The organism is Frankia sp. CgKIO3 (genome assembly GCF_977946435.1).
The window spans coordinates 1-23,659 of the sequence record NZ_CDWTMO010000022.1 but is presented as its reverse complement, the minus strand read 5'-3'; the positions used below and the strand labels follow the sequence as shown (position 1 = coordinate 23,659).

Genomic DNA, 23,659 nt, shown 5'->3' with positions numbered 1-23,659 from the left:
CGGCGTGGCGAGATCCGGAACCGGTGGCGGCGCCACCGCGCGGACTGCCCGCCGTCGAGTCAGGCGTGGCCGGCCGGTTCCGGCACCCGCTGCGGCTTCGAACCCTTGTGCGGGGCCATGACCATGGTCATGTTCCGGCCGTCCTGCTTGGGCTGAGCCTCGACATAACCAAGATCGGCCACGTCGGCGGACAGCCGTTGGAGCAGGCGGATGCCGAGCTCGGGCCGGGACTGCTCCCGACCGCGGAACATAATCGTAATCTTGACCTTGTCGCCGGCCCGCAGGAAACGCACGACGTGACCCTTCTTGGTCTCGTAGTCGTGCGGATCGATCTTCGGCCGCAGCTTCATTTCCTTGATGACAGTCTGGACCTGGTTCTTCCGAGCCTCCCGACGCTTCTGGTCGGACTCGTACTTGAACTTTCCGTAGTCCATCAGCTTGCAGACCGGGGGACGAGCGGTCGGCGCGACCTCGACGAGGTCGAGATCGGCCTCCTGCGCCATGCGCATGGCCTCACCGATCGAGACGATGCCGATCTGCTCACCCTCCGCGCCGACGAGGCGAACCTCGGGGACGCGAATCCGGTCGTTGATACGGGACTCTGTGCTGATGTGTTTCCTCCGTTGCTCGACGCGCGGGCCTGACCTCACCGCAGCGGAGCACCGAGCCTGGTACACCAGGCTCCCGGCCGACAACCGCGAGAACGGCTCGACCGACCGGCGACCCGGCCACCGCGGCCACCAGCCGGAACTCCGGCCTGAGGACCTGCTGACGTCCCGGGGTGGCGACATCAGTGCTGACATCGGGTGGAGGGCGAACCCCCGCTTGGTCCTGCCGATCAGGCTCCGCACCGTGCCCTGGCTGCCTGGGAACGGCAACGCCAGCGGACGGAACAAAACCAGCCGGCAGGAGGTCTGAACCCCAGCGTAGCACCAGACCGGGCGACACGACGATCACATCATCGTCCGGGCGCTCCGAAAGGGCCGGCGGCACTCACCTCGCGAACCGCACCGGCCATCGGCGCGTCGGGCGCAGGCCCCGCCCCAAATGGCGGCGCACCGCCGCGGCCTCCCGCGCGCTCACGAGCAGCACGGCCGGGCCCGAGGCCCGCTCCTGCTCCTGCTCCTGCTCCTGCGCCGGGTCCGAATCAGCGGCGAGCAGCCGGGACAACCGCCGGGCGAGCAACTCCCCGGACCGCGCGTCCGCATCTCCGTCCCGGCGTACCGCGACGGCAAGCACCGGGCGTGGTGCGCCGGCACCCGGGAGGAGCAGTTCCGCCGGCCACACCTCGACCCGCTCGGTCACGGTCCGCAACGCCTCTTGGACCCGCTGCCGGGACAACGGTCCATCCGGATCGGATGGACGGCGCAGGGCGGTCACCCTCAGCTCGTTGAGGTCCGCGGCTTCGGTCGCACGTGGCGTGTCGAGAGTCCCGGGCGGCGAGTCGGAGTCGGATCCGCCGGGCACCGTCGCGGGACCGCCCGGCCCGACGTCCAGACTGGCCGAGCGCGGACCGGCCACGTCGATCACCACCGCTCCGAGCCCCAGCCGGACCGCCTCCGTACAGGCGTCCACCGCGGCGACCGGAACCGGCCGGGCCGAGGCGCGCCAGGCGGTGAGCGCGCTGACGCTGGAGAAGATCGGTAGCGCGGTCGCGCCGGACGGGGTGCGCAGGGTCGTCAGCGCCATCTCGCTGGTCTTGTCCGCACCGGTGACGGCGTCGGCGGCGGTGAGCCGAGCCTCGACTCCGACGAAGACCCGGGCCTGGCGCAGCGCGGCGGTCAGAACGGCGGGGTTGACCGGGCTGGCGGCGAGCGCTCGGGTGAGCGACTCATCGGCGCGGCCGTCATCGCCCTGACCGGACGGAGTCAGCAGATCGTGTGCCATTCTCGCCAGCCTAGGGCCCAGGCGGCGCGGCGGGCCGGTACCGGACCGGGTCCGTGGCATTCACCATGGCTCGGACGGGCCCGGGCCCGGGTTGGGGGCACCGACCGGGGGCGGCGATGGCGGACCGGGCCAGCACGGTGGCCGGTTGCGACCCGGGAAGCGGGGCGGTGGCGACCGCCCCGGCGAGGCGCTGGAAGGCGAACCTGGTCCGGCGACGCAGGCGGTACCAGCTGATCGGACGGCTGTCGGCGAGCGCCGCGTCGAACGGCACCGGCACCGTCATGTAGGCCCGGTCCTCAAGATGCTCGAGACGCAGCCGTGCCCCGCGGCTCAACCGGGAGGGATACGTCTCGACGACGGCCACGATGACGGTGGCAGCGAGATCTGGCCGACCAGCCGCGGTCAACGCGGTCAACGCGTCGTCCGCACCGGCGATCTCCGTCTCGCCGGCCCGGATCGTCAGCACGACGAGGTCCGCCCGCGCCAGCAGGGTGGCCGGCACCGGCTGGCTCCACCCCGGTGGGGCGTCCGCGACGACGACCGGATACCAGTGTCCGAGCAGGTCGAGTGCCCAGGCCAGCTCCTCGGGAAGGAGCCCCGGCCCGGTGAGATCACGCAGTCCGGCCAGCACCTCCAGGCCACCGGAGCCGTCGGAGGCGACGAACCGGCGCACGTCCTCCAATGAGGACACCGGTGGCCGCGCCGTGGCCAACTCCCGCAACCCCACGCCCGGTGGCATGAGGCCGACCCGGTGCGCAAGCAGCCCGGACTGGTCCGGGGAGGCGTCCACGGCCATCACCCGATGACCGTGGTGCTCCGCGATCGCCAGTCCCAGACCCGCGGCGACCGTCGTCCGGCCGCCTCCGCCACCGAATCCCCCGACCAGCACCCGCCGCCCACCGGCCCGCGCCCGCGCGACCGGCGAACCGCCCGCTCCCGCGACGGCCGGGACCACCGCCGGACCACGGGACGGCGTCACCGCGGCCGCCGCCCGGACGGGCAGGGAAGGGGCCGGACCGGACCGCCGTGCCGGCAGGTTCGCGGGGACCGGGACGGACCAGGCTGGCTCCGTACCGGGCGTTTCGACCGCCTGCCGGCCGACCGTGGGTCCGCCCAGGGGGTCGGCGTCGAGCCACGCCTCCGGCACCGGCCAACCCGGGTCAGCCGCCGCGGACGGGGGAAGCCGCCCGACTACGGGCCCGGCACCGAGCGAGCCGTCTGGGGGCGGCGCGGTGGCGGCCCAGGAAACGGGGACGACCGGCGTTCCATCCGGGAGGTTCACCGGCTGCCCGGCGGCGGGGACCAGTACCGCAATGTTCTCCCAGGTCTCCCCGGGCGGCGGGACGGCCGGAAACGGTGGGGGGACGACCGGGGACGGCGGCGCACCGGGCGGTGGATCCGGTGGCGTCGGGTACTGGTCCGGCGGGTACTGATCCGGACCGGTCGGGTACGGGTCCGGCGGCCCGGCCGCCGACGTCGCGGCGGCGGCGAGGTCGGGCGTCCACCCCGCTCCGCCGGGCATGGTGAGCGAGGCACCGGGCCACGCGGAGCTCGGGCCGGGCGACGCGGTCAATGGAAGGCCCACGGGGGGCGCGCTCCGGCCCGACGGGGGCGGTGGCGCGGGCGGTGGGGCCGGTGGCATGGGAGTGGGCGGCGGGCCTGCCGTGCTCCCGCGCCCCCCGGAGGGGCCCCCCGTCCGACCGGCACCGGGCTCCGAACGGGTCACGCCCGGACGTGACCGAATGGGACGACGTGTAACCAGAGCGTTACGGGGCGTCTGAGGCTCGGTCAGTCGTAGGCCGAGCAGCGAGATGGGGCGCGCGTCCCCGCCATCACCCGGTTCGGTCGCGCCGGGATCCCGCCGGCCGGGCCCGGCCGCGATCCGTTCCCCGACCTCCGAATTCCCTCCGACCGGGCCGGTCGACGCCGACGTCTCGTCACCGTTCCAACTCCCACCGTGACTTACCATCCGCGCCACCCCGCCCCCATGTGTACCGGCCGACGGGACCTCCTCCGATCCCACCGCGAAGTATGACGCCAGAGCGCAAGGGCACCGATACGACGTGAGACCACAGTCTCGTGTAACCGGCCGTCCCGACAAGAGCACCGGACTGATCGGGACAGCCGGAATCAGAGCCACGAGCAACGAACACACCACCGGCACACCCGATCCACTTCGAATCGCCATGTGACGGCAACACCATACCGAGAGCATGTCACGCGGACGGATCGGCCTCGCACCGTGCGTGTGAACTCCTGATGCGGAACGTTCCGGCCAGTGACGGCGTGGGAGCTCAGCCGGCGAGTTCCAGATCGCGCAGCACCGCGGCGGTGCCCAGCGCGGCCAGGGTCGCCTCCCGGCCCTTGTCCTCGCTGGACCCGGGCAGCCCGGCGCGGTCCCGGGCCTGCTCGACGGTGTCGCAGGTGAGCACGCCGAAGCCGACGGGGACGCGGGCGTCGAGGGTGACGCGGGCGAGCCCCGCGGTGACGAACTGACAGACGTAGTCGAAGTGGGGGGTGCCGCCCCGGATGACGACACCGAGGGCGACGACGGCGTCATGCCGCGCCGCCAGCGCGGCGGCGATCACGGGAAGCTCGACCGCACCGGAGACCCGCACGACGGTGGGTGCCGTCGCGAGGCCTGTGTCCTTCGCGGCGCGCAGCGCGCCAGCAAGCAGCGCATCGGTGATCTCGGCGTGCCATCGGGTGGCGACCACCGCCAACCGCATGCCCGCGACGGGCGGAAGCACCTCCGCGGGAGCCCCGAGGCCGCTCACAGACCCTCCCCCTCGGCACAGTCGGCCCCGGCGGGCGTACCCGGGCCCGCGCCGCCCGCGATGGCCGTGCAGCCGGAGGTGACGGGCACCCTCGACGCCCCCGGCACCCCCGGGATCCAGCGCGAGCCGGCCGGCTCGTCCTCGCCCACGGCCCTAGGCAGATCGGACATGCCGGGTAGACCCGGAAGGTCGGGCAGACCGGGAATGACGTGTCCCATCCGGTCCCGCTTGGTGGTCAGGTAGCGCAGGTTCTCCGGCGTCTGGGTGACCGGCATCCCGATAAGTTCGACGATGCGCAGGCCGTAACCCTCCAGCCCGGCCCGCTTCGTCGGATTGTTGGACAGCAGCCGGAGGCCGCGCACGCCGAGGTCGACCAGAATCTGGGCTCCGGTGCCGTAGTCGCGGGCGTCGGCCGGCAGGCCCAGCGCGAGGTTGGCATCGACGGTGTCGTGGCCGGCGTCCTGCAGCTGGTAGGCCCGCAGCTTGTGCATCAGGCCGATGCCCCGGCCCTCGTGGCCCCGCATGTAGAGCACCACCCCGCGCCCCTCGGTCGCGATCATGCGCAGTGCCGCGTCGAGCTGGGTTCCGCAGTCGCAGCGCCGGGAGCCGAAGACGTCCCCGGTGAGGCATTCGCTGTGCACCCGGACCAGCACGTCCTCGCTGTCACCGAGCTCGCCTCGGATCAGCGCGATGTGTTCGACGCCGTCGAGGATGTTGCGGAACCCGACCGCCCGGAACGCCCCGTAACGCGTCGGAAGCGATGCCTCCGCGACCCGCACCACCTGCTTCTCGGTCCGCCGACGGTAGGCGATAAGATCGGCGATGGAGATCAGTAGCAGCCCGTGCTCGCGGGCGAACTCGGCGAGCCGGGGAAGCCGGGCCATCGTCCCGTCGTCGTTCACGATCTCGCAGATCGCACCGGCCGGCCGCAGCCCGGCGAGCCGGGCGAGGTCGACCGCGGCCTCGGTGTGGCCGGGGCGGCGCAGCACCCCGCCATCCTTGGCGCGCAGCGGGAAGATGTGGCCCGGCCGGCTCAGGTCGCCGGGCATGGTCTGCGGGTCGGCCAGCAACCGGATGGTGCGGGCCCGGTCGGCGGCGGAGATCCCGGTGGAGACGCCGTCGCGGGCGTCCACGGTGATGGTGAACGCGGTGCCCATCCGCTCGGTGTTGTGCGGGACCATCTGGTCCAGTTCGAGCCGGTCGGTGTCGGCGGCGTCCATCGGCACGCAGATCACACCGGAGGTGTACCGCGTCATGAACGCGACCAGCTCGGGTGTGGCGGCCTCCGCCGCGAAGATCAGATCACCCTCGTTCTCCCGGTCGGCGTCGTCGACGACGACGAGCGGGCGGCCGGCGGCGATCTCGGCGAGCGCGTCCTCGATGGCGGCGAACCGCACGTCGGCATAGCCGGCGGGAAGGGCACCGGCGGGAAGGGTGGCCGTCGAGGAGGCACCGGCCGCGGATGTCGTCATCGGTGTCGTCCGTTCGGTTCGATGGGGCCGGCATGCAGCTTCTCGACGTACTTGGCCAGCACGTCGACCTCGATGTTGACCAGGGAACCCGGCGCGCGGCTACCCAGCGTGGTCAGTGCGAGCGTGGTGGGGATCAGGCTGACCGTGAAGGTGGCCGGTGAGTCGCCACCGGCCGGCGAGATGTCGACGACGGTCAGGCTCACCCCGTCCACCGTCACCGAGCCCTTCTCCACGAGGTAGCGGTCGAGCCCCTCGGGGAGCGCGATGCGCACGAGCTCCCAGCCCTCACCGGGCTGCCGGTCGAGGACCGCGCCGACGCCGTCGACGTGCCCTTGGACCAGGTGGCCTCCCAGCCGGTCCGCCAGCCGGACGGGACGTTCGAGATTCACCCGGTCACCGACGGCGAGCTTCCCGAGAGAGGAACGCACCAGCGTCTCTCGCATCACGTCAGCAGTGAACGCCGACGGGCCGTCCGTTGTGCCGGGTGGGCCGCCGGCCGTACCGGTCTCGGCGCCCCCGTCGAGCCCCGGGCGGGCGAAGGAGGTCACCGTGAGACAGACACCGTTGACGGCGATGGACGCGCCGTGACTCACATCACCCAGAACCGTCTGACAGGCGATGGTGAGTGCCGCCGACTCCGACCGCGCATCCACCGCGGTCACCACGCCGAGTTCCTCAACGATGCCGGTAAACATCCGACCCGTGCCCCTCGCTCCCGGGCACCCGCACCCTGGGCGAGGAGAAACCACGCAGGACCACGCGGGACCACGCCGGCACGCTCACGCCGGCACGCGCCCGCGAGCAGTCAACGACCACCACGGGCACTCGGCCCGCGCGCATCCTCCCATCCGGACTTTAACCGTCGGTCCCGGAATTCCACCGGGTCAGCCGTCCCAGTACCTGCGGACGGGTCGCGGACTGTCACCGCCGGTTCGGAGTTTCACCGACCTCGGAGCGCGCGTGCTGTTGGTTGTACTGCCTCAAGTCTGGCATATGAAGCCGCCGGACGCGGTCACGCCGGCCCAACCGCCGAGCGTGGCGCGGGCGGGGACAGCCGGGGCGCCGCCCGCAGCGCCTGCTCACGCAGCCGCTCGACGGCCTGGCCCGGATCGGCCGCCCCGAAGACGGCCGTGCCGGCGACGAACACGTCCACACCCGCCACCGCGGCCCGTTCGATCGTCTCGGCGTTGACCCCGCCGTCAATCTGCAGCCACAGGTCCAGCCCACGGGCGTCGAGCAGGCGCCGGGCGGCCTCGATCTTCGGCAACACCTCGGTCATGAACGTCTGACCGCCGAAACCCGGCTCGATGGTCATCAGCAGCAGCAGGTCGAACCGGTGCAGGTCGTCGAGATAGTGCTCGATCGGGGTGTTCGGCTTCACGGCGAGGCCGGTGCGGGCCCCGGCCGCCCGGATCGCCCTGGTGGTGCGGGGCAGGTCGGACACGGCCTCGGCGTGAATGGTGACGTTCGCCGCGCCGCGCTCGGCGTACCCGGCCGCCCAGCGGTCGGGATCGTCGATCATGAGATGACAGTCGAGCGGAGTATCCGTCACCGCGCGCAGGGCCGTCACCGTGTCCGGCGCGAACGCCAGGTTCGGGACGAAGTGGTAGTCCATCACGTCAACGTGCAGCCAGTCAGCCTGCCCCTCGACCGCCAGGGCCGCGTCGGCGATCCGGCCGAAGTCGGCGGCGAGCAGGCTGGGGTAGATCTGCGCGGTGGCCATTTCGCGAGGGTATCGGCTCCCGGGTCCGACGCCTCAGCTGTCGACCCGGCGCAGCAGGGCGACGAACATCGCATCCGTGCCGTGGAGATGCGGCCAGAGCTGGACGAACGGGCCGTCACCGAGCCGGTCGACCTCCGGCAGGGTCAGGCGGGCATCGAGGATGGAGATGTCGGCGCGTTGTCCGGCCACGCCACGCACCACCTCGACGCTCTCAGCCGGGTGCGGGGAACAGGTCGCGTACGCCACCACCCCGCCCGGGCGGACCAGGTCGAGCGCGGCAACGAGCAGCGCACGCTGGAGCGGGACGAGCGCGGCCACATCGGCCGCGGTCCGCCGCCACCGGGCCTCCGGCCGACGCCGCAGTGCTCCGAGGCCGGTGCAGGGGACGTCGACCAGCACCCGGTCGGCCCCATCGGGCCGCAGCGGCGCCGCCCGGCCGTCGGCGCGCACCGTCCAGGCCCGCGCCGCGCCGCCCAGGGACCGGGCCACCATGGCCGCCCGGGTCGCCCGGGGCTCGACCGCGATCAGGGCCGGCCTGTCCGGTGGACCCAGCCTGGCCGGCAGACCCAGCCTGTCCGATGAGGCGGAGCCGCCGAGCAGCGCGGCGAGCAGGGCCGCCTTCCCGCCGGGACCCGCGCACAGGTCGACGGTCAGCCCGAGGTCGCGGCCCACCGTCGCCGCGCGGGCCAAGGCCAGGGTGACGAGCTGGCTGCCCTCGTCCTGCACGGCGGCCGCGCCCGCGGCCACGGCGGGCAGCCCCGCCGGGTCCCCGCCGTCGAGGCGTACCGCATACGGCGAATAGGAGCCGGGCCGGGCGGTCAGACCTGCTTGCGCGGCCTCAGCGAGCAGCTGGTCACGGTCCACCCGGCCCGGGCGGGCGACCAGGTGTACCGCGGGTCGGGCGTCGTCTGCCTCCAGCGCGGCGCGGGTCGCCGTGAGGTCGCCGGCCAGGGCCTCCGCGACGACCTCAACGATCCAGCGGGGATGCGTCGTCACGACCGCCAGGTGACCGACAGGGTCGACGTCGAACTGCGGCGCGGACAGCATCGTGGCGAGATCGCCGCCGGTCTCGGCTACCCGGGCGGCCACCCGACGCAGCACGGCGTTCGCAAAGCGGACCGGGCGCTCGCCGCTCGTCGTGCGGACCAGCTCGACGGTGCTGGCCACGGCCGCGCGGGCCGGGACCCTGGTCCGCAACAGCTGGTAGGCGCCCAGGCGCAGCGCGTCGCGCACCGGCGGGTCGATGGTGTGGACGGGTCGGCTCGTCGCCGTGTCGAGCACCCCGTCGAGGGTGCCCTGCGCGCGCAGGGAACCGTAGGCGAGCTCCGTGACGAACCCGCGGTCCCGGGCGGACAGTCCGCTGCCCGCCAACAGGGACGACAGCAGCAGGTTGGCGTAGGAGCCGCGCTCGTCCACCGCCCGAAGCACCTCCCAGGCCAGCAGCCGCGGCCGGTCGACGCTTGACGCTGGCCGGGGCCCACGGGTGCCCGGCGAACCGGCCGATCTCACGACGTTCCTCCACTGACTGGCATCGCGCCGGCCGGGCCACCGCCGCCGGCGCCGGCAGCGGTCCGTGCGCCGATCTCGCCGAGGGTCTCCCCCTCGGCGATCCGGACCCCGCGGGCCCAGGCGGCGGCCGCCATCGGGCCTCGTCCCTCGGGACGTACCTCGCCGAGGAGCACCGGGCTTGTGCCCGTGCCGACCGCCACGTCCCCGCCGGGGAGCACCATGATCTGATCCGCCGGCAGCCCGGCGGGCAGCGCTACCGGCCCGGCCGACCGACCGGGCACCGCACCGAGGCGCACCGGGCCGATCTTGAGCCGCCGGTCGCGGAACGTCGTCCAGGCTCCCGGCGCGGGAGTGGCGGCCCTCGCCAGCCGATCCACCGCGATCGCCGGCTTCGTCCAGTCGATCCGGGCCTCCTCGACGGTCAGCTTCGGCGCGAAGGAGATCCCCTCGGCGGGTTGGGCCACGGGCCGTACCGTCCCGTCGGCGATGCCGTCCATCACCGCGACCAGCAGCCCGGCGCCGGCCTCGGCGAGCCGGTCCAGCAGGTCACCGGAGGTATCCGTCGGCCGAACCCGCTCGGTGAGGACACCGTAGACCGGACCGGAGTCCATCGCCGGTTCGATCTGGAAGACGCTCGCGCCGGTCAGGTCGTCCCCGGCGAGCAGGGTGCGCTGCACCGGAGCCGCCCCGCGGTAGGCCGGCAGCAGGGAGAAGTGCAGGTTCACCCAGCCGTGGCGGGGAATAGCGAGCGCCGCAAGCGGTAGCAGCGCGCCGTAGGCCACCACCGGGCAGCAGTCGGGCGCGAGGCCGGCAAGCGTGGCCAGGAACTCCGGGTCCCGGGGCCGGTCCGGGCTCAGCACCGGGATGCCGGCCTCGTCGGCCAGGACGTGGACGGGGGGCGGCTTCACCTTCCGCCCCCGCCCGGAGGGCCGATCGGGCCGGGTGACAACCGCGACCACGTCATGGCGCGGGCTGTCGATCAACGCCCGCAGGCTGGGCAGAGCCACCGCCGGAGTACCGGCGAAAACAAGACGCATACGCGAAGCACCGATCCGTCGCGACGTCATTGCCGACGCCGTGACCGTCTCCGGGGGTCATCGATCCGAGGTGTCCGACCGGGCCGGGACCATCCCGCCGTTCTCCGGCCGGGAGTACGGGCTGACGTCCACAGGCCTGTCGCCGCCGACGACCGTACCCCGCCGGCGCTCGGAGGTGGCGGACGGCCGCGGTCCGGGCCGGGCCCGCGACCGGGGATCATGAGCCATGGCGCGAAGCCGGCCGTGGTGTGCGGGGCCACGCCAGGCGGTGCGAACCAGACCACGCCGGCGCTACCCGAGGACCACCTGCCGGCGCTACCCGAGGACCAGGGGGTCGAGCTGGATCCGTAACCGGCCGGTGGTTCGCCGGGTCGCGAGGACGCCGCGAGCGGATCGCAGCGAGGCCGCCAGGGCCGCGCCGCGCTCGCGCCGGACCCGGATCAGGACCCGTTCGATCTCCTCGGGGCCGGAGGTGGCGCTGCCGGGGCCGCGCTGCCCGGCGCCCACCGCGGACGGATCGCCCTGGTTCGCGCCGTCGAGAACGGCCCGCGCGGACGGTGCGGGGGGCAGCGGTACCGGCCCGAGCACATCGGCGCCGTCGGGAAGCTCGACGGCGGCCAGCAGCTCCGCGACCGCCGCGGCGGTGCCCGCTACGGACGCCATCCGGGTCGCCGGCGGGAACCCCAGCTCCGCCCGCTCGTCGGCCTCCCGGGCGACGAACGTGCCGGGATCCCAACGGACGAGCGCCTGGACCGGCCCGAGTCCGGCGTCGGCCGCGACGATGACCCGCCCCCCGCGCGCGGCGGGCCGGGCGAGCGCGGCGGCGGCGGTCCACCGGCGCAGAGTCTCCTCCCCCGCACGCAGGTCGGGACGGCCCAGCAGAGCCCAGCCGTCGAGGAGCAGCACCGCCCCATAGCCGCCGTCCGCCACGGGCTCCGCCCCCGGGGTCGAGATGACGAGAGCCGGTTCGGCGGGCACGGTGGCGAGCACCCCGTCCCGGCCGGAGGTGCGGACCGGGACGCCGGGAAAGGCCCGCCCCAGTTCCTCCGCCGTACGACGATCTCCCGTCACCGAGGCGCGCAGCCGCGGGCCCGAACAGGACGGGCAGTGCCAGACCGCCGCGGCGACCGGACGGCCGCACCACCGGCAGGAGAGCGCACCACCGCCCGCCGCCCGGCCCAGCGGCCCCTGACAGTGCGGGCACCGGGCGGGCCGCCGGCAGGCCGCGCAGGCCAGTGACGGCTGATATCCCCTCCTCGGCGCCTGGACCAGTACCGGCAGACCGGCCGCCAGCGCATCCCGGGCGGTCCGCACCGCGAGGGAGGGCAGCCTCGCCGCCCGGGCTGCGGGGTCACGGGCGTGTTCGAGGTCGGAGCCGGTGGCCTCGGCCCGGGGAGCCAGCGCGCGTACCTGCTCCCGGGGCAGCACCACCGGGTGCGCCCACCCCGTGCGCACCAGCGCCTCGGCATCCGTCGACGGGCAGAACCCGCCGATCACGAGCGCGCACCCCTGGAGCCGGGAGCGCAGGACGGCGACGTCTCGGGCGTGCGGGTACGGGGCCAACGGCTCAGCATGCAGGTCGTCACCGTCATCCCACACCACCACCAAGCCGAGCTCGGCCACGGGCGCGAACATCGCCGCGCGGGTACCCACCACCGCCCGCGCCTGTCCGCGGCTGACCGCGAGGAACGCGCGATACCGCCGGGCCGGGCCTAGATCGGCCCGCAGTGCGATGGTGGTCTCCCGACCGACCGCGGCGACCATCGCCGCCTCGACCCGATCGACATCACGATGATCGGGTACGACGACGAGTACGCCGCGACCGGACGCCGCCGTAGCGGCGGCCGCGGTGGCAATCATCTCCGGCCAGGCGGGGCCGGGCGGGGCCCACCAGACCGCCCTCGGTGACCTGCCCGCAGCCAGGGCGGTGAGCATCGACGGACCCGTGGGATAGCGGCCCCACTCGCCGGGTTCCGGCGGCACAGCCTCAGGCCCCGGCGGCACAGCCTCAAGCCTCGGTGAGACAACCTCCGCCCGGCCGTGGCGGGGAGGCACGGCGAGCCGGAGGACGTCGGCCAGCGTGCCGGCGTAACGATCGGCAACCGCGCGGGCGAGTTTCGCGACGGACTCGGACAGCACAGGCTCCGACGAGATCGACCGGGCCAGCGGCGCGAGCTGACCGGAATGGTCGGAACTCTCGCGACGCTCCAGCACGAACCCGTCGACCAGCCGGCCCGCGAACCGGACCCGGGCCCGGGACCCCGGCACCGCCAGGTCAGCCAGGTCCGCCGGCACGAGGTAGTCGAAGGGGCGGTCGAGATGGGCGAGCGGAGTGTCGACGGCAACCCGCGCCACCGGCAGCCGCGCGGCGAGCGGCCGCGGCGAACCGGGACCCGCGGAGCGCGAAATTCCCGACCGCGAAGCCCCTGACCGCGAAGCCCCCGACCGGGCACCCCCCGGGCCGGCCGCTGACGGGCTGAGGCCGGGGAGGGTGCCGGGGTGCTCGGTCATGACGACATTCGTACCAGCCGCCTACGACATCCTCCGACCCCGTTCATCCTCCGACCCCGTTCCCTCGCCGGGACGGCGACCGGCGGGACACGACCTCCCCGATCTCCCCGATCTTCCGATCCGCTCCCGGGACCCGCGTGACAGGGGTCCCGCGGGGGCGGGAGACGAGCGTCGGGTCAGCCCTTGACGGCGCGCTGGAGAGCCTCGGCGCGTGCGGTGGACTCCCAGGTGAAATCGAGCTCGGGGCGACCGAAGTGGCCGTAGGCGGCCGTCTGGGCGTAGATCGGCCGCAGCAGGTCCAGATCCCGGATGATCGCTGCGGGACGGAGGTCGAACACGCTCGTCACCGCGTCCTGGATCTGGATGTCCGGGACGGTTCCGGTGCCGAAGGTCTCCACGAACAGGCCGACCGGCTGCGCCTTGCCGATCGCGTACGCCACCTGGACCTCGCAGCGGCTGGCGAGACCCGCGGCGACGACGTTCTTGGCGACCCAGCGCATCGCGTACGCGGCGGAGCGGTCGACCTTGGACGGGTCCTTGCCGGAGAAGGCGCCACCGCCATGGCGGGCGTAACCGCCGTAGGTGTCGACGATGATCTTACGGCCAGTCAGGCCGGCGTCACCCATCGGGCCGCCGATCTCGAACCGGCCGGTCGGGTTGACCAGCAGCCGGCGCCCCTCGGTGGCGATCTCGAGCAGGGCCAGCTCCGGCTCGACGACGTACTCGGCGATGTCCGGCGCGAGCAGGGTGTCCAGGTCGATATCGGCGGCATGCTGGGAGGAGACGACGACCGTGTCGAGCCGGGCCGGCTTCCCATCGACGTACTCGATGGTCACCTGGGTCTTGCCGTCCGGGCGCAGGTAGCCGACCTGGCCATCCTTGCGGACCGCGGACAGCCGCCTGGCGAGGCGGTGCGCCAGCGCGATCGGCAGCGGCATGAGCTCAGGGGTCTCGTCGCAGGCGAACCCGAACATCAGGCCCTGGTCGCCGGCGCCCTGCCGGTCGAACTCGTCGTCGGCGGAACCCTCGACGCGGGTCTCGTGCGCCGTGACGCGGGTCTCGTGCGCCGTGTCGACGCCCTGGGCGATGTCCGGGGACTGCGCGCCGATCGACACGCTGACGCCACAGGACGCGCCGTCGAAACCCTTCTTGGAGGAATCGTAACCGATCTCCAGGATGCGCTCGCGGACGACGGAGGCGATGTCGACGTAGGTCTTTGTGGTGACCTCGCCGGCGACGTGGACCTGACCCGTCGTGATGAGTGTCTCCACGGCGACCCGGCTCTTCGGGTCATCCTTGATCATGGCATCGAGAATCGAGTCGCTGATCTGATCGGCGATCTTGTCCGGATGCCCCTCGGTGACGGACTCGGACGTAAACAGGCGCGTCGCCACTGGACTAACCCCCTGGGTGATCCGGTTGATTCCGACGAAGCTTACCGAGGTGCCGCGAGGGGTACACGCAGCGCTTCGGCGGGCGTTCCATCGGTCCGATCGGCCGTAAGGCCGACCACGAGGTCGAGGATCCGATGCGCGAGGAGGTCCTTGCTCGTGCGCTCGATGGCCGTCTCGCCACCACGGGGGTCCAGTACCACGGCGGCGTTGTGTTCCACCTCGAATCCGAGGCCGGCGCCGACCTCGTTGACCACGAGCAGGTCGACCGGCTTGCGCGCCAGTTTGGCCCGGGCGTGGTCGAGTACCCCCCCGCCGGGGCCGCCGGTCTCGGCGGCGAAACCGACGAGAACCTGACCGGGCCGGCGGTTCGCCAGCAGCTCGGCCAACACGTCGGGATTCGCCACGAGCGGGATGGAGCCCGGGGCCGCAGACTCCTTCTTAATCTTGTAGGCCTGTGGCGCCCCGGGGCGGAAGTCGGCGACCGCGGCCGCCATGACGACCACGTCCGCCGAGGGCGCGACCTCGTGGACCCGATCGCGCAGCTGCGCCGCGGAGGTGACCGGGATCGTGCGGGCGCCGGCGACCTCGGGCAGCGCGACGTTCGCCGCCACCACCGTGACGGAGGCTCCCCGCGCCACGGCCGCCCTGGCCACGGCGTACCCCTGACGGCCGCTCGAGGCGTTGCCGAGGAACCGGACGGGGTCGAGGTACTCCCGGGTGCCGCCGGCCGTGACCAGGACATGCCGGCCAGCCAGATCGGGCCGCACCCCGGCCGCACCCCGGGCCAGCACCGCCATGCCGAGCGCGGCAATCTCCGCCGGCTCCGGCAGGCGGCCCGGACCCGAGTCGGCGCCGGTCAGCCGGCCCACCGCCGGCTCGGCCACCACCGCTCCCCGCGCCCGCAGGGTCGCCACGTTCGCCCGGGTGGCCGGGTGCTGCCACATCTCGGTGTGCATCGCCGGCGCGTAGACGACCGGGCAGGTCGCCGTCAGCAGGGTGCCGGTGAGCAGGTCGTCGGCGCGCCCGGCGGCCGCGCGGGCCATCAGGTCCGCGGTGGCCGGCGCGACGAGGACGAGGTCGGCCTCGCGGCCGATCCGGACATGGGCGACCTCGTCCGCGTCGTCCCACACGTCCGTGGTGACCGGGTTCCCCGACAGCGCCGCCCAGGTCGTCGCGCCGACGAACCTCAGCGCCGACAGCGTGGGCACCACCCGGACCTCGTGGCCGGACTCGGTGAACCGGCGGAGCACCTCCACCGCCTTGTAGGCGGCGATGCCGCCCGCCACACCGAGCACGACCCGGGGACGCCGAGGGCCGGGCCCGGTGCCGGACGGCCCGGTGCCGGATCGCTCAGCGTCAGGCATCTCGGCGTCGGGCATCTCGGTCATCGTCCTATATCAGGAGACCGGCGGGAGGCTGTCGGTAACGGTCTCATGGGTGAGCAGGCCGGCGTTGATCTCACGCAGCGCGATCGACAGCGGCTTCTCCTGCGCGTTGGTCGTCTCGACCAGCGGGCCGACGTACTCCAGCAGACCCTCACCGAGCTGCGAGTAGTAGGCGTTGATCTGACGAGCTCGCTTCGCCGCGTAGATGACCAGGCTGTACTTCGAGTCGGTCGCCTCGAGGAGCTCGTCGATGGGGGGGTTGGTGATGCCTTCGGGATGGGCGACGGTACCGGCCACGATGTCCTTCCGGAATGGGACGTCCGAGGCGGCTGCGCCGTCCGGACAGTGCAGAGCGCAGGCTGCGCGGGGCAGGGCGGGCTGTACGGAGATATCGGCTGCGCGGGCGACCAGTGGGCCGGACCTACGAGCCGATCATCAATGCTACCAAGCGGGCCGCCGCGGACCGCACGTCGTCGTTCACGATCACGTCGTCGAACTCCGTCTCGGCCGCGAGTTCGATGCGCGCCCGGTCCAGCCGGCGGGCGATGACCTCGGGTGGCTCGGTCCCCCGACCGGTCAGCCGACGGACAAGCTCGTCGAAGGTGGGCGGGGCGAGGAAGACGAAACGGGCCTGTGGCATCGCCGAGCGCACCTGCCGGGCGCCCAGCAGCTCGATCTCCAGCAGGCAAGGCACACCTGCGGCGAGCCTTTCGAGAAGCGGGCGGCGGGGGGTGCCGTAGGCGTGTCCGGCAAACATCGCGTGCTCGACGAACTCCCCGGCTTTGACCATCCGGGCGAACTCCTCGGCGTCGACGAAGTGGTACTCGACACCGTCGGTCTCACCCGGACGCGGTGGCCGCGTGGTGGCACTGACCGAGACCCAGACCTCGGGGTGACGTTCCCGGACTGCCGCGACGACGGTGCCCTTCCCGACTCCGGACGGCCCGGACAGCACTGTAAGACCCACGGGCACCACGATAGGACCTCTCGGTCAGTCGGCGCGCACCCGGTCATCGGTCCCCGAAGGACACGAGGACGGGACTGGTTTCCCAGGGACGGCCGGATCGGGGGAGGTAAAGAATGCTGCCCCCGATCCGACCGGAAGGAAGGGCGACATCGCCGGAAGAATGTGAGTGACGCCACCCTCCCGTCAACGCCGCTACCCGCCGTAACCATGATCCGGGTTGGCGGAGTGGTTTTCCCACCCCACCGGATCAGGCCATGCCGAACTCCTCGAGGAGTGCGGCACGCTGCTTGGCGCCGAGTCCCCGCAGCCGGCGGGTCGGACTGATCCCGAGCCGTTCCCGGATCTTCTGGGCGCGTATGCGCCCCACTCCGGGAAGCGACTCCAGAACAGCCGAAACCTTCATCTTGCCGACGACCTCATCAGCCTCGGCCTGTTCCAGGACGGCGGCCAGAGTGGTCTCCGCCTTCTTCAACCGCTCCTTGAGTTCCGCACGCTGCTTACGAGCCAACGCTGCTTTCTCGAGGGCGGCGGCCCTCTGCTCGGGCGTTAGGGGCGGCAGGGGCACGGGTACGCCTCCTCAATTCGGTGATCGCGCCGCGCAAACTAGCGAGGAAGGGGCTCCTCAGTCCAGCCTTGGCCATAACACTCTGATACGAACATATTGTCAGCACAAGAGAAGGCTTTGACGGACGAAAGGGGTGTCCCACTCGTGCCGCACCCTTTCGGTCTACGGCGGCCCCACCGTACCGCTTCGTACCGCACCAGGACGAACACACCCTGGTCCCCTCGGCGTCACAGCAGGTCAACAGCCCTGCTGGCAGCGCCGAGACCTGCGGCGACGGCCTTCGCGGCGACCCCGGGATCGGGCGCACCGGTGATTGGGCGACCCACCACGACCAGGTCAGAACCCCCCACAAGGGCAGCTTCCGGCGTCGCGGTTCGGGCCTGATCGCCGGTTTCCGACCTCCCCGGTCGCACTCCTGGGGTGATGAGAGTCACATTGCTACCAAGCTCCATACGGACCATTCGCACCTCCCGCGGACTGCACACGAGGGTGCGCGCACCGGCTTCGACCGCAAGCACGGCAAGCCTGCGGACGGCGTCGGAAGGGGGTCCGGCGAGCCCGATCGCGCTGAGCGCCGCCACATCCAGCGAGGTGAGTACGGTCACGACGGCTACCTCGACATCCGGGGCCGCCTCGATCGCCGCACGTATCATCGCCGCCCCCCCAGCCGCATGCACGGTCACGAAACGAGGGCCCAACGGGGTGATTGAGCGCATTCCCCCGGCGACCGTGGCGGGAATGTCGTGCAGTTTGAGATCGAGGAACAACTCCGGGGCGCTTCCGCCGCGGCCCGCGGCGTGCGTCGCGCCGCCGGCCCCGGCGAGCACGCCGGCCGTGCGCAGCGCCGTCACGATTGCCGGGCCCTCCCGGTAGAACAGCTCCAGACCGATCTTTAGCACGGCCACGGTGGGGGCGACCGCGGCAGCCCAACGCAGCGCGGTCGCGGCGTCCGGGGCATCCAGCGCGACCGCCAGCGGCGCCCGGCCCCGCGGCGGGGTGAAGCGGGGCGCGGCGGCACTCCTCCCGTCGGAGCTCCTCCGGCCGGCGCTCATCTGCTCGTCCTGGCCGCCGGTCCGAGTGCGGCAGACTCGGGCGCCACAGACTCAGGCGCCACAGAGCCGGAGGATCCGGGCGGCGAGCCGCCCGGTTGTCCCCCGCCCCACGCCTGCCGCAGCGCCGCGTGGTATTCCTGCAACGATCGGACCCCCAGCTCCCCCCGTACCAGCGCTTCCACGCCCTGAACACAGGCCGCCGCACCCTGGATCGTGGTGATGCACGGAACCCCGGCACTCACGCAGGCCGTGCGGATCTCATAGCCGTCCAGGCGCGGGCCGACGCCCCACGGGGTGTTGATGACGAGGTCGATCTGCCCGGATGTGATCATCTCGACACAGTCGAGTAGCCCCTCGGTGGGGGCCCAGTGCTTACCGAGGACGACCGCCTTAACCCCGTTGCGCCGCAGCACGTCCGCGGTCCCCTCGGTGGCGTAGACGACAAAACCAAGATCCGCGAGCCGCTTGATCGGAAAAACCATCGCCCGTTTGTCCCGGTTGGCCACGGAGACGAACACCCGGCCGTAGGTGGGCAGCGAGGCGTATGCGGCGGCCTGAGACTTGGCGTACGCTGTACCGAAGCCGTCGTCGATGCCCATCACCTCACCGGTCGACTTCATCTCCGGCCCGAGGACGGTGTCGACGCCGCGGCCACCGGCGTCCCGGAAGCGCCCGAAGGGCAGCACGGCCTCCTTGACCGAGATGTGCGAGTCCAGCGGCAGGGTGCCGCCATCGCCGGAACGCGGCAGCAGGCCCTCGGCCCGCAGCTCGTCGATGGTCGCGCCGAGCATCACCCGGGCAGCGGCCTTGGCCAGCGGCACCGCGGTGGCCTTGGAGACGAACGGCACGGTCCGCGACGCCCGGGGATTGGCCTCCAGGACGTAGAGCACATCGGACTGCAGGGCGTACTGGACGTTGAGCAGGCCCCGCACCCCGACGCCCTTCGCGATCGCCTCGGTGGACGCCCGGATACGGTCGAGCTCCGAATGGCCCAGCGTGATCGGCGGCAGGACGCAGGCCGAGTCGCCCGAATGGACCCCGGCCTCCTCGATGTGCTCCATCACCCCGGCGAGGTAGAGCGTCTCCCCGTCGTAGAGGGCGTCGACGTCGATCTCCACCGCGTCGTCGAGGAACCGGTCGACGAGCACCGGATGTTCCGGGGAGATGGCGGTGGCCCGATCGATGTAGTCGCACAGCATCGTGTCGTCGTAGACGATCTCCATGCCGCGCCCGCCGAGCACGTAGGACGGCCGCACCAGCACCGGGTACCCGATCCGCTCGGCCACCGTGCGCGCCTCGGCGAAAGAGGTCGCCACCCCGTGCGGCGGCGAGGGCAGGCCCGCCCGGGCCAGCACACGCCCGAACAGCCCGCGGTCCTCAGCCAGATGGATCGCCTTCGGCGGGGTGCCCACGACGGGCACGCCCGCCTCGGCCAGCGCCGCGGCGATGCCGAGGGGGGTCTGCCCGCCGAGCTGGACGATCACCCCGGCGAGCGGCCCGGCCTGCTGCTCGGCGTGGACGACCTCGAGCACGTCCTCGACCGTCAACGGCTCGACGTAGAGCCGGTCGGCGGTGTCGTAATCGGTGGACACCGTCTCCGGGTTGCAGTTGACCATGACGGTCTCATAGCCGGCGCCGGAGAGCGCCATCACCGCATGGCAACAGGCGTAGTCGAACTCGATGCCCTGGCCGATGCGGTTGGGCCCGCTGCCGAGCACGATCACCCGCGGCCGTTCGCTCGGCGCGACCTCGGTCTCGGCGTCGTAAGCGGAGTAGTGGTACGGGGTCTCGGAGGCAAACTCCGCCGCGCAGGTGTCGACGGTCTTGAACACCGGCCGGATGCCGGTGCGGTGGCGGAACGCCCGGACCACGTCCTCGGAGGTGCCGAGGATCTCGGCGAGCTGGGCGTCGGAGAACCCGGCTCGCTTGGCCCGCCGGATGCCCGCCGGATTGCGACTGATCGTCGCCGCGGTCTCGTTGAGGAAGACGAGCTGGTCGACGAACCACGGGTCGATCCCGGTGACCCGGGTGACCTCGTCGGGATCCGCGCCGGCGAGCAGCGCCTGCTGGACGGTACGCAACCGGCCGTCGTGGGGAACCCGCGCGGCTTCCAGCAGGTCGGCGGCGTCCGCCTCGGGCGGGACGAAGGAGAACACCGAGCCCGGGGCCTCCATCGAGCGCAGCGCCTTCTGCAGCGCCTCGGCGAAGCTGCGGCCAACCCCCATCGCCTCGCCGACGGACTTCATCGTCGTCGTGAGCGTCGGGTCGGCACCGGGGAACTTCTCGAACGCGAACCGCGGCACCTTCACCACGACGTAGTCCAGCGCCGGCTCGAAGGCCGCGGGCGTGGTGCGGGTGATGTCGTTGGGGATCTCGTCGAGGGTGTACCCGAGCGCGAGCTTCGCCGAGATCTTCGCGATCGGGAAGCCGGTCGCCTTCGAGGCCAGGGCCGAGGACCGCGACACCCGGGGGTTCATCTCGATGACCACCTGCCGGCCCGTCGCCGGGTCGACGGCGAACTGGATGTTGCAGCCGCCGGCGTCGACGCCGACGGCCCGCATCACCGCGATCGCCATGTCCCGCATGCGCTGGTACTCGCGGTCGGTCAGGGTCATCGCCGGCGCCACCGTGATCGAGTCGCCGGTGTGCACCCCCATCGGGTCGACGTTTTCGATCGAGCAGACCACGACCACGTTGTCCGCGCGGTCGCGCATCAGCTCGAGCTCGTACTCCTTCCAGCCGAGGACCGACTCCTCCACCAGCACCTCGGTCGACGGGCTCGCGGCCAGTCCGTCCGCCGCCATCCGGCGCAGCTCGCCGGAATCATGGGCGAAGCCGCTGCCGGCGCCGCCGAGGGTGAAGCTGGGTCGCACGACCGCCGGGTAGGAGAACTCCTCCCCGGCGGCCAGGCACTCGGCGACGGTGTGGCAGATGGCGCTGCGCGCGGTCTCGCCGCCGACCGCGGCGACGATGTCCTTGAACGCCTGACGGTCCTCCCCGGCGCGGATCGCGTCGATGTTCGCGCCGATCAGACGGACCTCGAAGCGGTCCAGGACACCGGCGTCGTGCAGGGCGACGGCGGTGTTCAGCGCGGTCTGGCCCCCCATGGTGGCGAGGATCGCGTCGGGCCGCTCCCGTTCGATGATCTTCGCGACGATGTCCGGGATGATCGGCTCGACGTAGGTCGCGTCCGCGATCCCCGGATCGGTCATGATCGTCGCCGGGTTGCTGTTGACCAGGATGACCCGCAGGCCCTCCGCGCGCAGCACCCGGCAGGCCTGGGTACCCGAATAGTCGAACTCGCACGCCTGGCCGATCACGATCGGCCCGGAGCCGAGGACCAGGACACTGCTCAGCCTTTCCCGCGGATCACTCGCTGCGCTCCTGACCCGCGGGGACCCCTGGCTCGTCGAACCACTCATCGTTCACTCCCGACAGATCTCTTGCCACGCTCCCGGGTGTCCGCCATCAAAGCGCGGAACCGCTCGAACAACGGGGAGGCATCATGCGGCCCCGGCGCGGCCTCCGGATGGAACTGCACGCTGAAGGCCGGCACGTCCAGACACTCCAATCCCTCGACGACGTTGTCGTTGAGGCCGCGGTGGCTGACCACCACCCGGCCGAACGGGGTGTCGGTCACCCCGGTCAGCGGCGCCCGCACGGCGAACCCGTGGTTCTGGCTGGTGACCGCGATCCGCCCGGTCGCCATGTCCCCGACCGGCTGGTTCACGCCGCGGTGGCCGTAGGTGAGCTTGTACGTCTCGAAGCCGAGAGCGCGGGCCAGCAGCTGGTGCCCGCAACAGATCCCGAACACCGGGACACCGGCCCGCAGCACCGTCCGCAGCGCGTCAACCGCATAGTCCGCCGCCGCCGGGTCGCCGGGACCGTTCGACAGGAACACCCCATCCGGTTCGAGCGCCAGCAGCTGTTCGCCGATGGTGCGGGCCGGCAGCACGTGCACCTCGCAGCCCAGCGCGGCCATGGCGGCCGGCGTCGCGCGCTTGATGCCGAGATCGAGCGCGGCGACTTTGAACAGCGCGGCGCCCGCCACCGCCTCCACCACATAGGGGGTAGGGGTGGAGACCCGGGGCGCAAGATCCGCGCCGAGCATCTCCGGGGAGGCGCGGACCCGGTCGAGCAGGGCGTCGAACACCGCCGCCCGCTCGCCGTCCGCGCCGGAACCCGGGCCCGTGCCGACCGGGCCACCATCGGCGTCGGCGTCGGCGTCGAGCACGCTGCTGATCCCGCACCGCATCGAGCCGAGCTCACGCAGGTGACGGGTCAGCGCCCGGGTGTCAATCCCGCTGATCCCCACCACGCCGGCCGCGGCCAGCTCGTCGTCAAGCGTGCCCCGGGCGCGCCAGTTGGAGGCCCGCCGGGCGGGGTCACGCACGACGAACCCGGCGACCTGGATCCGCTCGGACTCGTAGTCCTCGTCGTTGACGCCGGTGTTGCCGATGTGCGGGGCGGTCATGATGACGACCTGGCCGTGGAACGACGGATCGCTCAGCGTCTCCTGGTAGCCGGTCATCCCGGTGGAGAACACGGCCTCGCCGAAGGTCTCGCCGATCGCCCCGTACGCCTCGCCGACGAAGCTGCGACCGTCCTCCAGCATCAGGACCGCTCGCGTCGGCGTCGTGGTGGGAGTGCTCACCGATCCTCCTTCAGCCTGTTGACCTCACCGAGCGGTGAGGTCAACGGGTCAACCGACGACCAGCCGGGGTCAGACTGATCAAGCTGTCCCGGGTGCACCCACCCGGGGCCCGATCCCGGATCCGCCGGCCGCTGATCGGGATGGCGCGAGTCGGGGCGGCGCGGGTCGAGGTGACCCTCATCCGGGTGTCGCCGATCGGGGAGTCGCTGGTCCGAGCGCCACCGCTCCGCGTAGGGCCGCCGGTCGGCGGGCACCGCCTGCTCGCCGCGGGCCTGGGCCCGCTCCCCCCGGGAACGCAGCCGAGGGCCGGTCCGGATCGCCGGCATCTCCTCGGTCGGCTGTCCGGAACCCGGTCGCTGCCCGGGCCGGCCCACCGTCCCGGGGCCGGGCGCGATGGCCCGGGGGCGGATCCGCGGTACCGCGTGCGGTGAGGTGACGTCGCCCGGTGCCAGCTGCGCGAGCGGGGGGCCGATCAGGTCGTGGACGGCGCGCACGACCTTGGGCTGACGGGCGCGGTCCTCGCCACGGAAACCGGTCTCCAGCTCGTGCCCGCCGAACGACCACGCGATGACGATCAGACGCCCGGGAGCGGAAACCTTGCCGGCGTGCGCCCGCTCCAGCCGGGCACCGCGGACGGCCTCGCGCGGGATCCAGAACGCCTCCCCGGGGCGGTCCACCCGCACCCCGGTCTCGTACACGCTGACGTAGCCGCCGGCCCGCCCGCCC

Annotated in this window: 19 protein-coding genes and 1 riboswitch; all 19 genes read right to left on the bottom strand. The window is 72.7% G+C overall.

Translation table 11 applies throughout. The features are described from left to right. Window positions 1–59: 59 nt before the first annotated feature. Window positions 60–650, bottom strand: coding sequence for a translation initiation factor IF-3 (infC, locus tag AC08OJ_RS04580; RefSeq protein ID WP_462186894.1), 591 nt, complete (start codon window positions 648–650; stop codon window positions 60–62). A gap of 343 nt (window positions 651–993) precedes the next feature. After that, complete coding sequence (locus AC08OJ_RS04575) at window positions 994–1,887, bottom strand: SseB family protein (RefSeq protein ID WP_476595136.1); 894 nt, start codon at window positions 1,885–1,887, stop codon at window positions 994–996. A gap of 10 nt (window positions 1,888–1,897) precedes the next feature. Next, the gene (locus AC08OJ_RS04570; protein ID WP_476595135.1) at window positions 1,898–3,472 is read right to left on the bottom strand and encodes a MinD/ParA family ATP-binding protein; all 1,575 of its coding nucleotides are present in this window, start codon (window positions 3,470–3,472) and stop codon (window positions 1,898–1,900) included. Between the two features lie 709 nt (window positions 3,473–4,181). Next, window positions 4,182–4,664, bottom strand: a complete 483-nt coding sequence (gene ribH / locus AC08OJ_RS04565; RefSeq protein WP_462186897.1) for a 6,7-dimethyl-8-ribityllumazine synthase — start codon at window positions 4,662–4,664, stop codon at window positions 4,182–4,184. Next, window positions 4,661–6,136, bottom strand: coding sequence for a bifunctional 3,4-dihydroxy-2-butanone-4-phosphate synthase/GTP cyclohydrolase II (locus AC08OJ_RS04560; RefSeq protein WP_476592530.1), 1,476 nt, complete (start codon window positions 6,134–6,136; stop codon window positions 4,661–4,663). Before AC08OJ_RS04560 ends, ribH begins: the two co-directional genes overlap by 4 nt. Beyond that, window positions 6,133–6,831, bottom strand: a complete 699-nt coding sequence (locus AC08OJ_RS04555; RefSeq protein ID WP_476592529.1) for a riboflavin synthase — start codon at window positions 6,829–6,831, stop codon at window positions 6,133–6,135. The genes AC08OJ_RS04560 and AC08OJ_RS04555 overlap by 4 nt, the downstream gene beginning before the upstream one ends. Before the next feature lie 137 nt (window positions 6,832–6,968). After that, a riboswitch (FMN riboswitch) is annotated at window positions 6,969–7,098 on the bottom strand. A gap of 50 nt (window positions 7,099–7,148) precedes the next feature. Next, window positions 7,149–7,859 (bottom strand): ribulose-phosphate 3-epimerase, encoded by a 711-nt coding sequence (rpe, locus tag AC08OJ_RS04550; protein WP_476595134.1) that lies wholly within the window; start codon window positions 7,857–7,859, stop codon window positions 7,149–7,151. A gap of 33 nt (window positions 7,860–7,892) precedes the next feature. Then, window positions 7,893–9,368 carry an RsmB/NOP family class I SAM-dependent RNA methyltransferase gene (locus AC08OJ_RS04545; protein ID WP_476595133.1) on the bottom strand — a complete coding sequence of 492 codons (1,476 nt, stop codon included), beginning with the start codon at window positions 9,366–9,368 and terminating at the stop codon, window positions 7,893–7,895. After that, the gene (gene fmt, locus AC08OJ_RS04540) at window positions 9,365–10,405 is read right to left on the bottom strand and encodes a methionyl-tRNA formyltransferase (RefSeq protein ID WP_476592526.1); all 1,041 of its coding nucleotides are present in this window, start codon (window positions 10,403–10,405) and stop codon (window positions 9,365–9,367) included. Before fmt ends, AC08OJ_RS04545 begins: the two co-directional genes overlap by 4 nt. A 315-nt stretch (window positions 10,406–10,720) precedes the next feature. Continuing rightward, window positions 10,721–12,916 carry a primosomal protein N' gene (locus tag AC08OJ_RS04535; RefSeq protein WP_476592525.1) on the bottom strand — a complete coding sequence of 732 codons (2,196 nt, stop codon included), beginning with the start codon at window positions 12,914–12,916 and terminating at the stop codon, window positions 10,721–10,723. A 176-nt stretch (window positions 12,917–13,092) separates the two neighbouring features. Then, window positions 13,093–14,310 (bottom strand): methionine adenosyltransferase, encoded by a 1,218-nt coding sequence (metK, locus tag AC08OJ_RS04530; protein WP_476592524.1) that lies wholly within the window; start codon window positions 14,308–14,310, stop codon window positions 13,093–13,095. Window positions 14,311–14,351: 41 nt separating this feature from the next. Next, complete coding sequence (gene coaBC / locus AC08OJ_RS04525) at window positions 14,352–15,674, bottom strand: bifunctional phosphopantothenoylcysteine decarboxylase/phosphopantothenate--cysteine ligase CoaBC (RefSeq protein ID WP_476592532.1); 1,323 nt, start codon at window positions 15,672–15,674, stop codon at window positions 14,352–14,354. 33 nt (window positions 15,675–15,707) lie between these two features. Then, the gene (gene rpoZ / locus AC08OJ_RS04520; RefSeq protein ID WP_462186068.1) at window positions 15,708–15,992 is read right to left on the bottom strand and encodes a DNA-directed RNA polymerase subunit omega; all 285 of its coding nucleotides are present in this window, start codon (window positions 15,990–15,992) and stop codon (window positions 15,708–15,710) included. Between the two features lie 124 nt (window positions 15,993–16,116). Then, the gene (gene gmk / locus AC08OJ_RS04515) at window positions 16,117–16,662 is read right to left on the bottom strand and encodes a guanylate kinase (RefSeq protein ID WP_476595132.1); all 546 of its coding nucleotides are present in this window, start codon (window positions 16,660–16,662) and stop codon (window positions 16,117–16,119) included. 247 nt (window positions 16,663–16,909) lie between these two features. Next, window positions 16,910–17,227 carry an integration host factor, actinobacterial type gene (gene mihF / locus AC08OJ_RS04510; RefSeq protein WP_476592523.1) on the bottom strand — a complete coding sequence of 106 codons (318 nt, stop codon included), beginning with the start codon at window positions 17,225–17,227 and terminating at the stop codon, window positions 16,910–16,912. Between the two features lie 227 nt (window positions 17,228–17,454). Beyond that, the gene (pyrF, locus tag AC08OJ_RS04505; protein ID WP_476595131.1) at window positions 17,455–18,279 is read right to left on the bottom strand and encodes an orotidine-5'-phosphate decarboxylase; all 825 of its coding nucleotides are present in this window, start codon (window positions 18,277–18,279) and stop codon (window positions 17,455–17,457) included. After that, a complete protein-coding gene (gene carB / locus AC08OJ_RS04500; protein ID WP_476592521.1) occupies window positions 18,276–21,701 on the bottom strand; it encodes a carbamoyl-phosphate synthase large subunit in 3,426 nt (1,141 codons plus the stop codon). Before carB ends, pyrF begins: the two co-directional genes overlap by 4 nt. Continuing rightward, window positions 21,698–22,894: a glutamine-hydrolyzing carbamoyl-phosphate synthase small subunit gene (carA, locus tag AC08OJ_RS04495; RefSeq protein WP_476592531.1), complete on the bottom strand. Its 1,197-nt coding sequence runs from the start codon at window positions 22,892–22,894 to the stop codon at window positions 21,698–21,700. The genes carB and carA overlap by 4 nt, the downstream gene beginning before the upstream one ends. Before the next feature lie 35 nt (window positions 22,895–22,929). Then, the coding region (locus tag AC08OJ_RS04490; protein ID WP_476595130.1) for a PH-like domain-containing protein at window positions 22,930–23,659 on the bottom strand (730 nt) is incomplete at its 5' end.

What these genes read in the sequence shown, in the direction of transcription:
- coaBC (WP_476592532.1), bottom strand. Translation starts at nt 15,674, where the DNA reads ATGCCTGACGCTGAGCGATCCGGCACCGGGCCGTCCGGCACCGGGCCC.
- fmt (WP_476592526.1), bottom strand. Translation starts at nt 10,405, where the DNA reads ATGCGTCTTGTTTTCGCCGGTACTCCGGCGGTGGCTCTGCCCAGCCTG.
- carB (WP_476592521.1), bottom strand. Translation starts at nt 21,701, where the DNA reads ATGAGTGGTTCGACGAGCCAGGGGTCCCCGCGGGTCAGGAGCGCAGCG.
- AC08OJ_RS04555 (WP_476592529.1), bottom strand. Translation starts at nt 6,831, where the DNA reads ATGTTTACCGGCATCGTTGAGGAACTCGGCGTGGTGACCGCGGTGGAT.
- carA (WP_476592531.1), bottom strand. Translation starts at nt 22,894, where the DNA reads ATGCTGGAGGACGGTCGCAGCTTCGTCGGCGAGGCGTACGGGGCGATC.
- AC08OJ_RS04575 (WP_476595136.1), bottom strand. Translation starts at nt 1,887, where the DNA reads ATGGCACACGATCTGCTGACTCCGTCCGGTCAGGGCGATGACGGCCGC.
- AC08OJ_RS04535 (WP_476592525.1), bottom strand. Translation starts at nt 12,916, where the DNA reads ATGACCGAGCACCCCGGCACCCTCCCCGGCCTCAGCCCGTCAGCGGCC.
- rpe (WP_476595134.1), bottom strand. Translation starts at nt 7,859, where the DNA reads ATGGCCACCGCGCAGATCTACCCCAGCCTGCTCGCCGCCGACTTCGGC.
- AC08OJ_RS04560 (WP_476592530.1), bottom strand. Translation starts at nt 6,136, where the DNA reads ATGACGACATCCGCGGCCGGTGCCTCCTCGACGGCCACCCTTCCCGCC.
- pyrF (WP_476595131.1), bottom strand. Translation starts at nt 18,279, where the DNA reads ATGAGCGCCGGCCGGAGGAGCTCCGACGGGAGGAGTGCCGCCGCGCCC.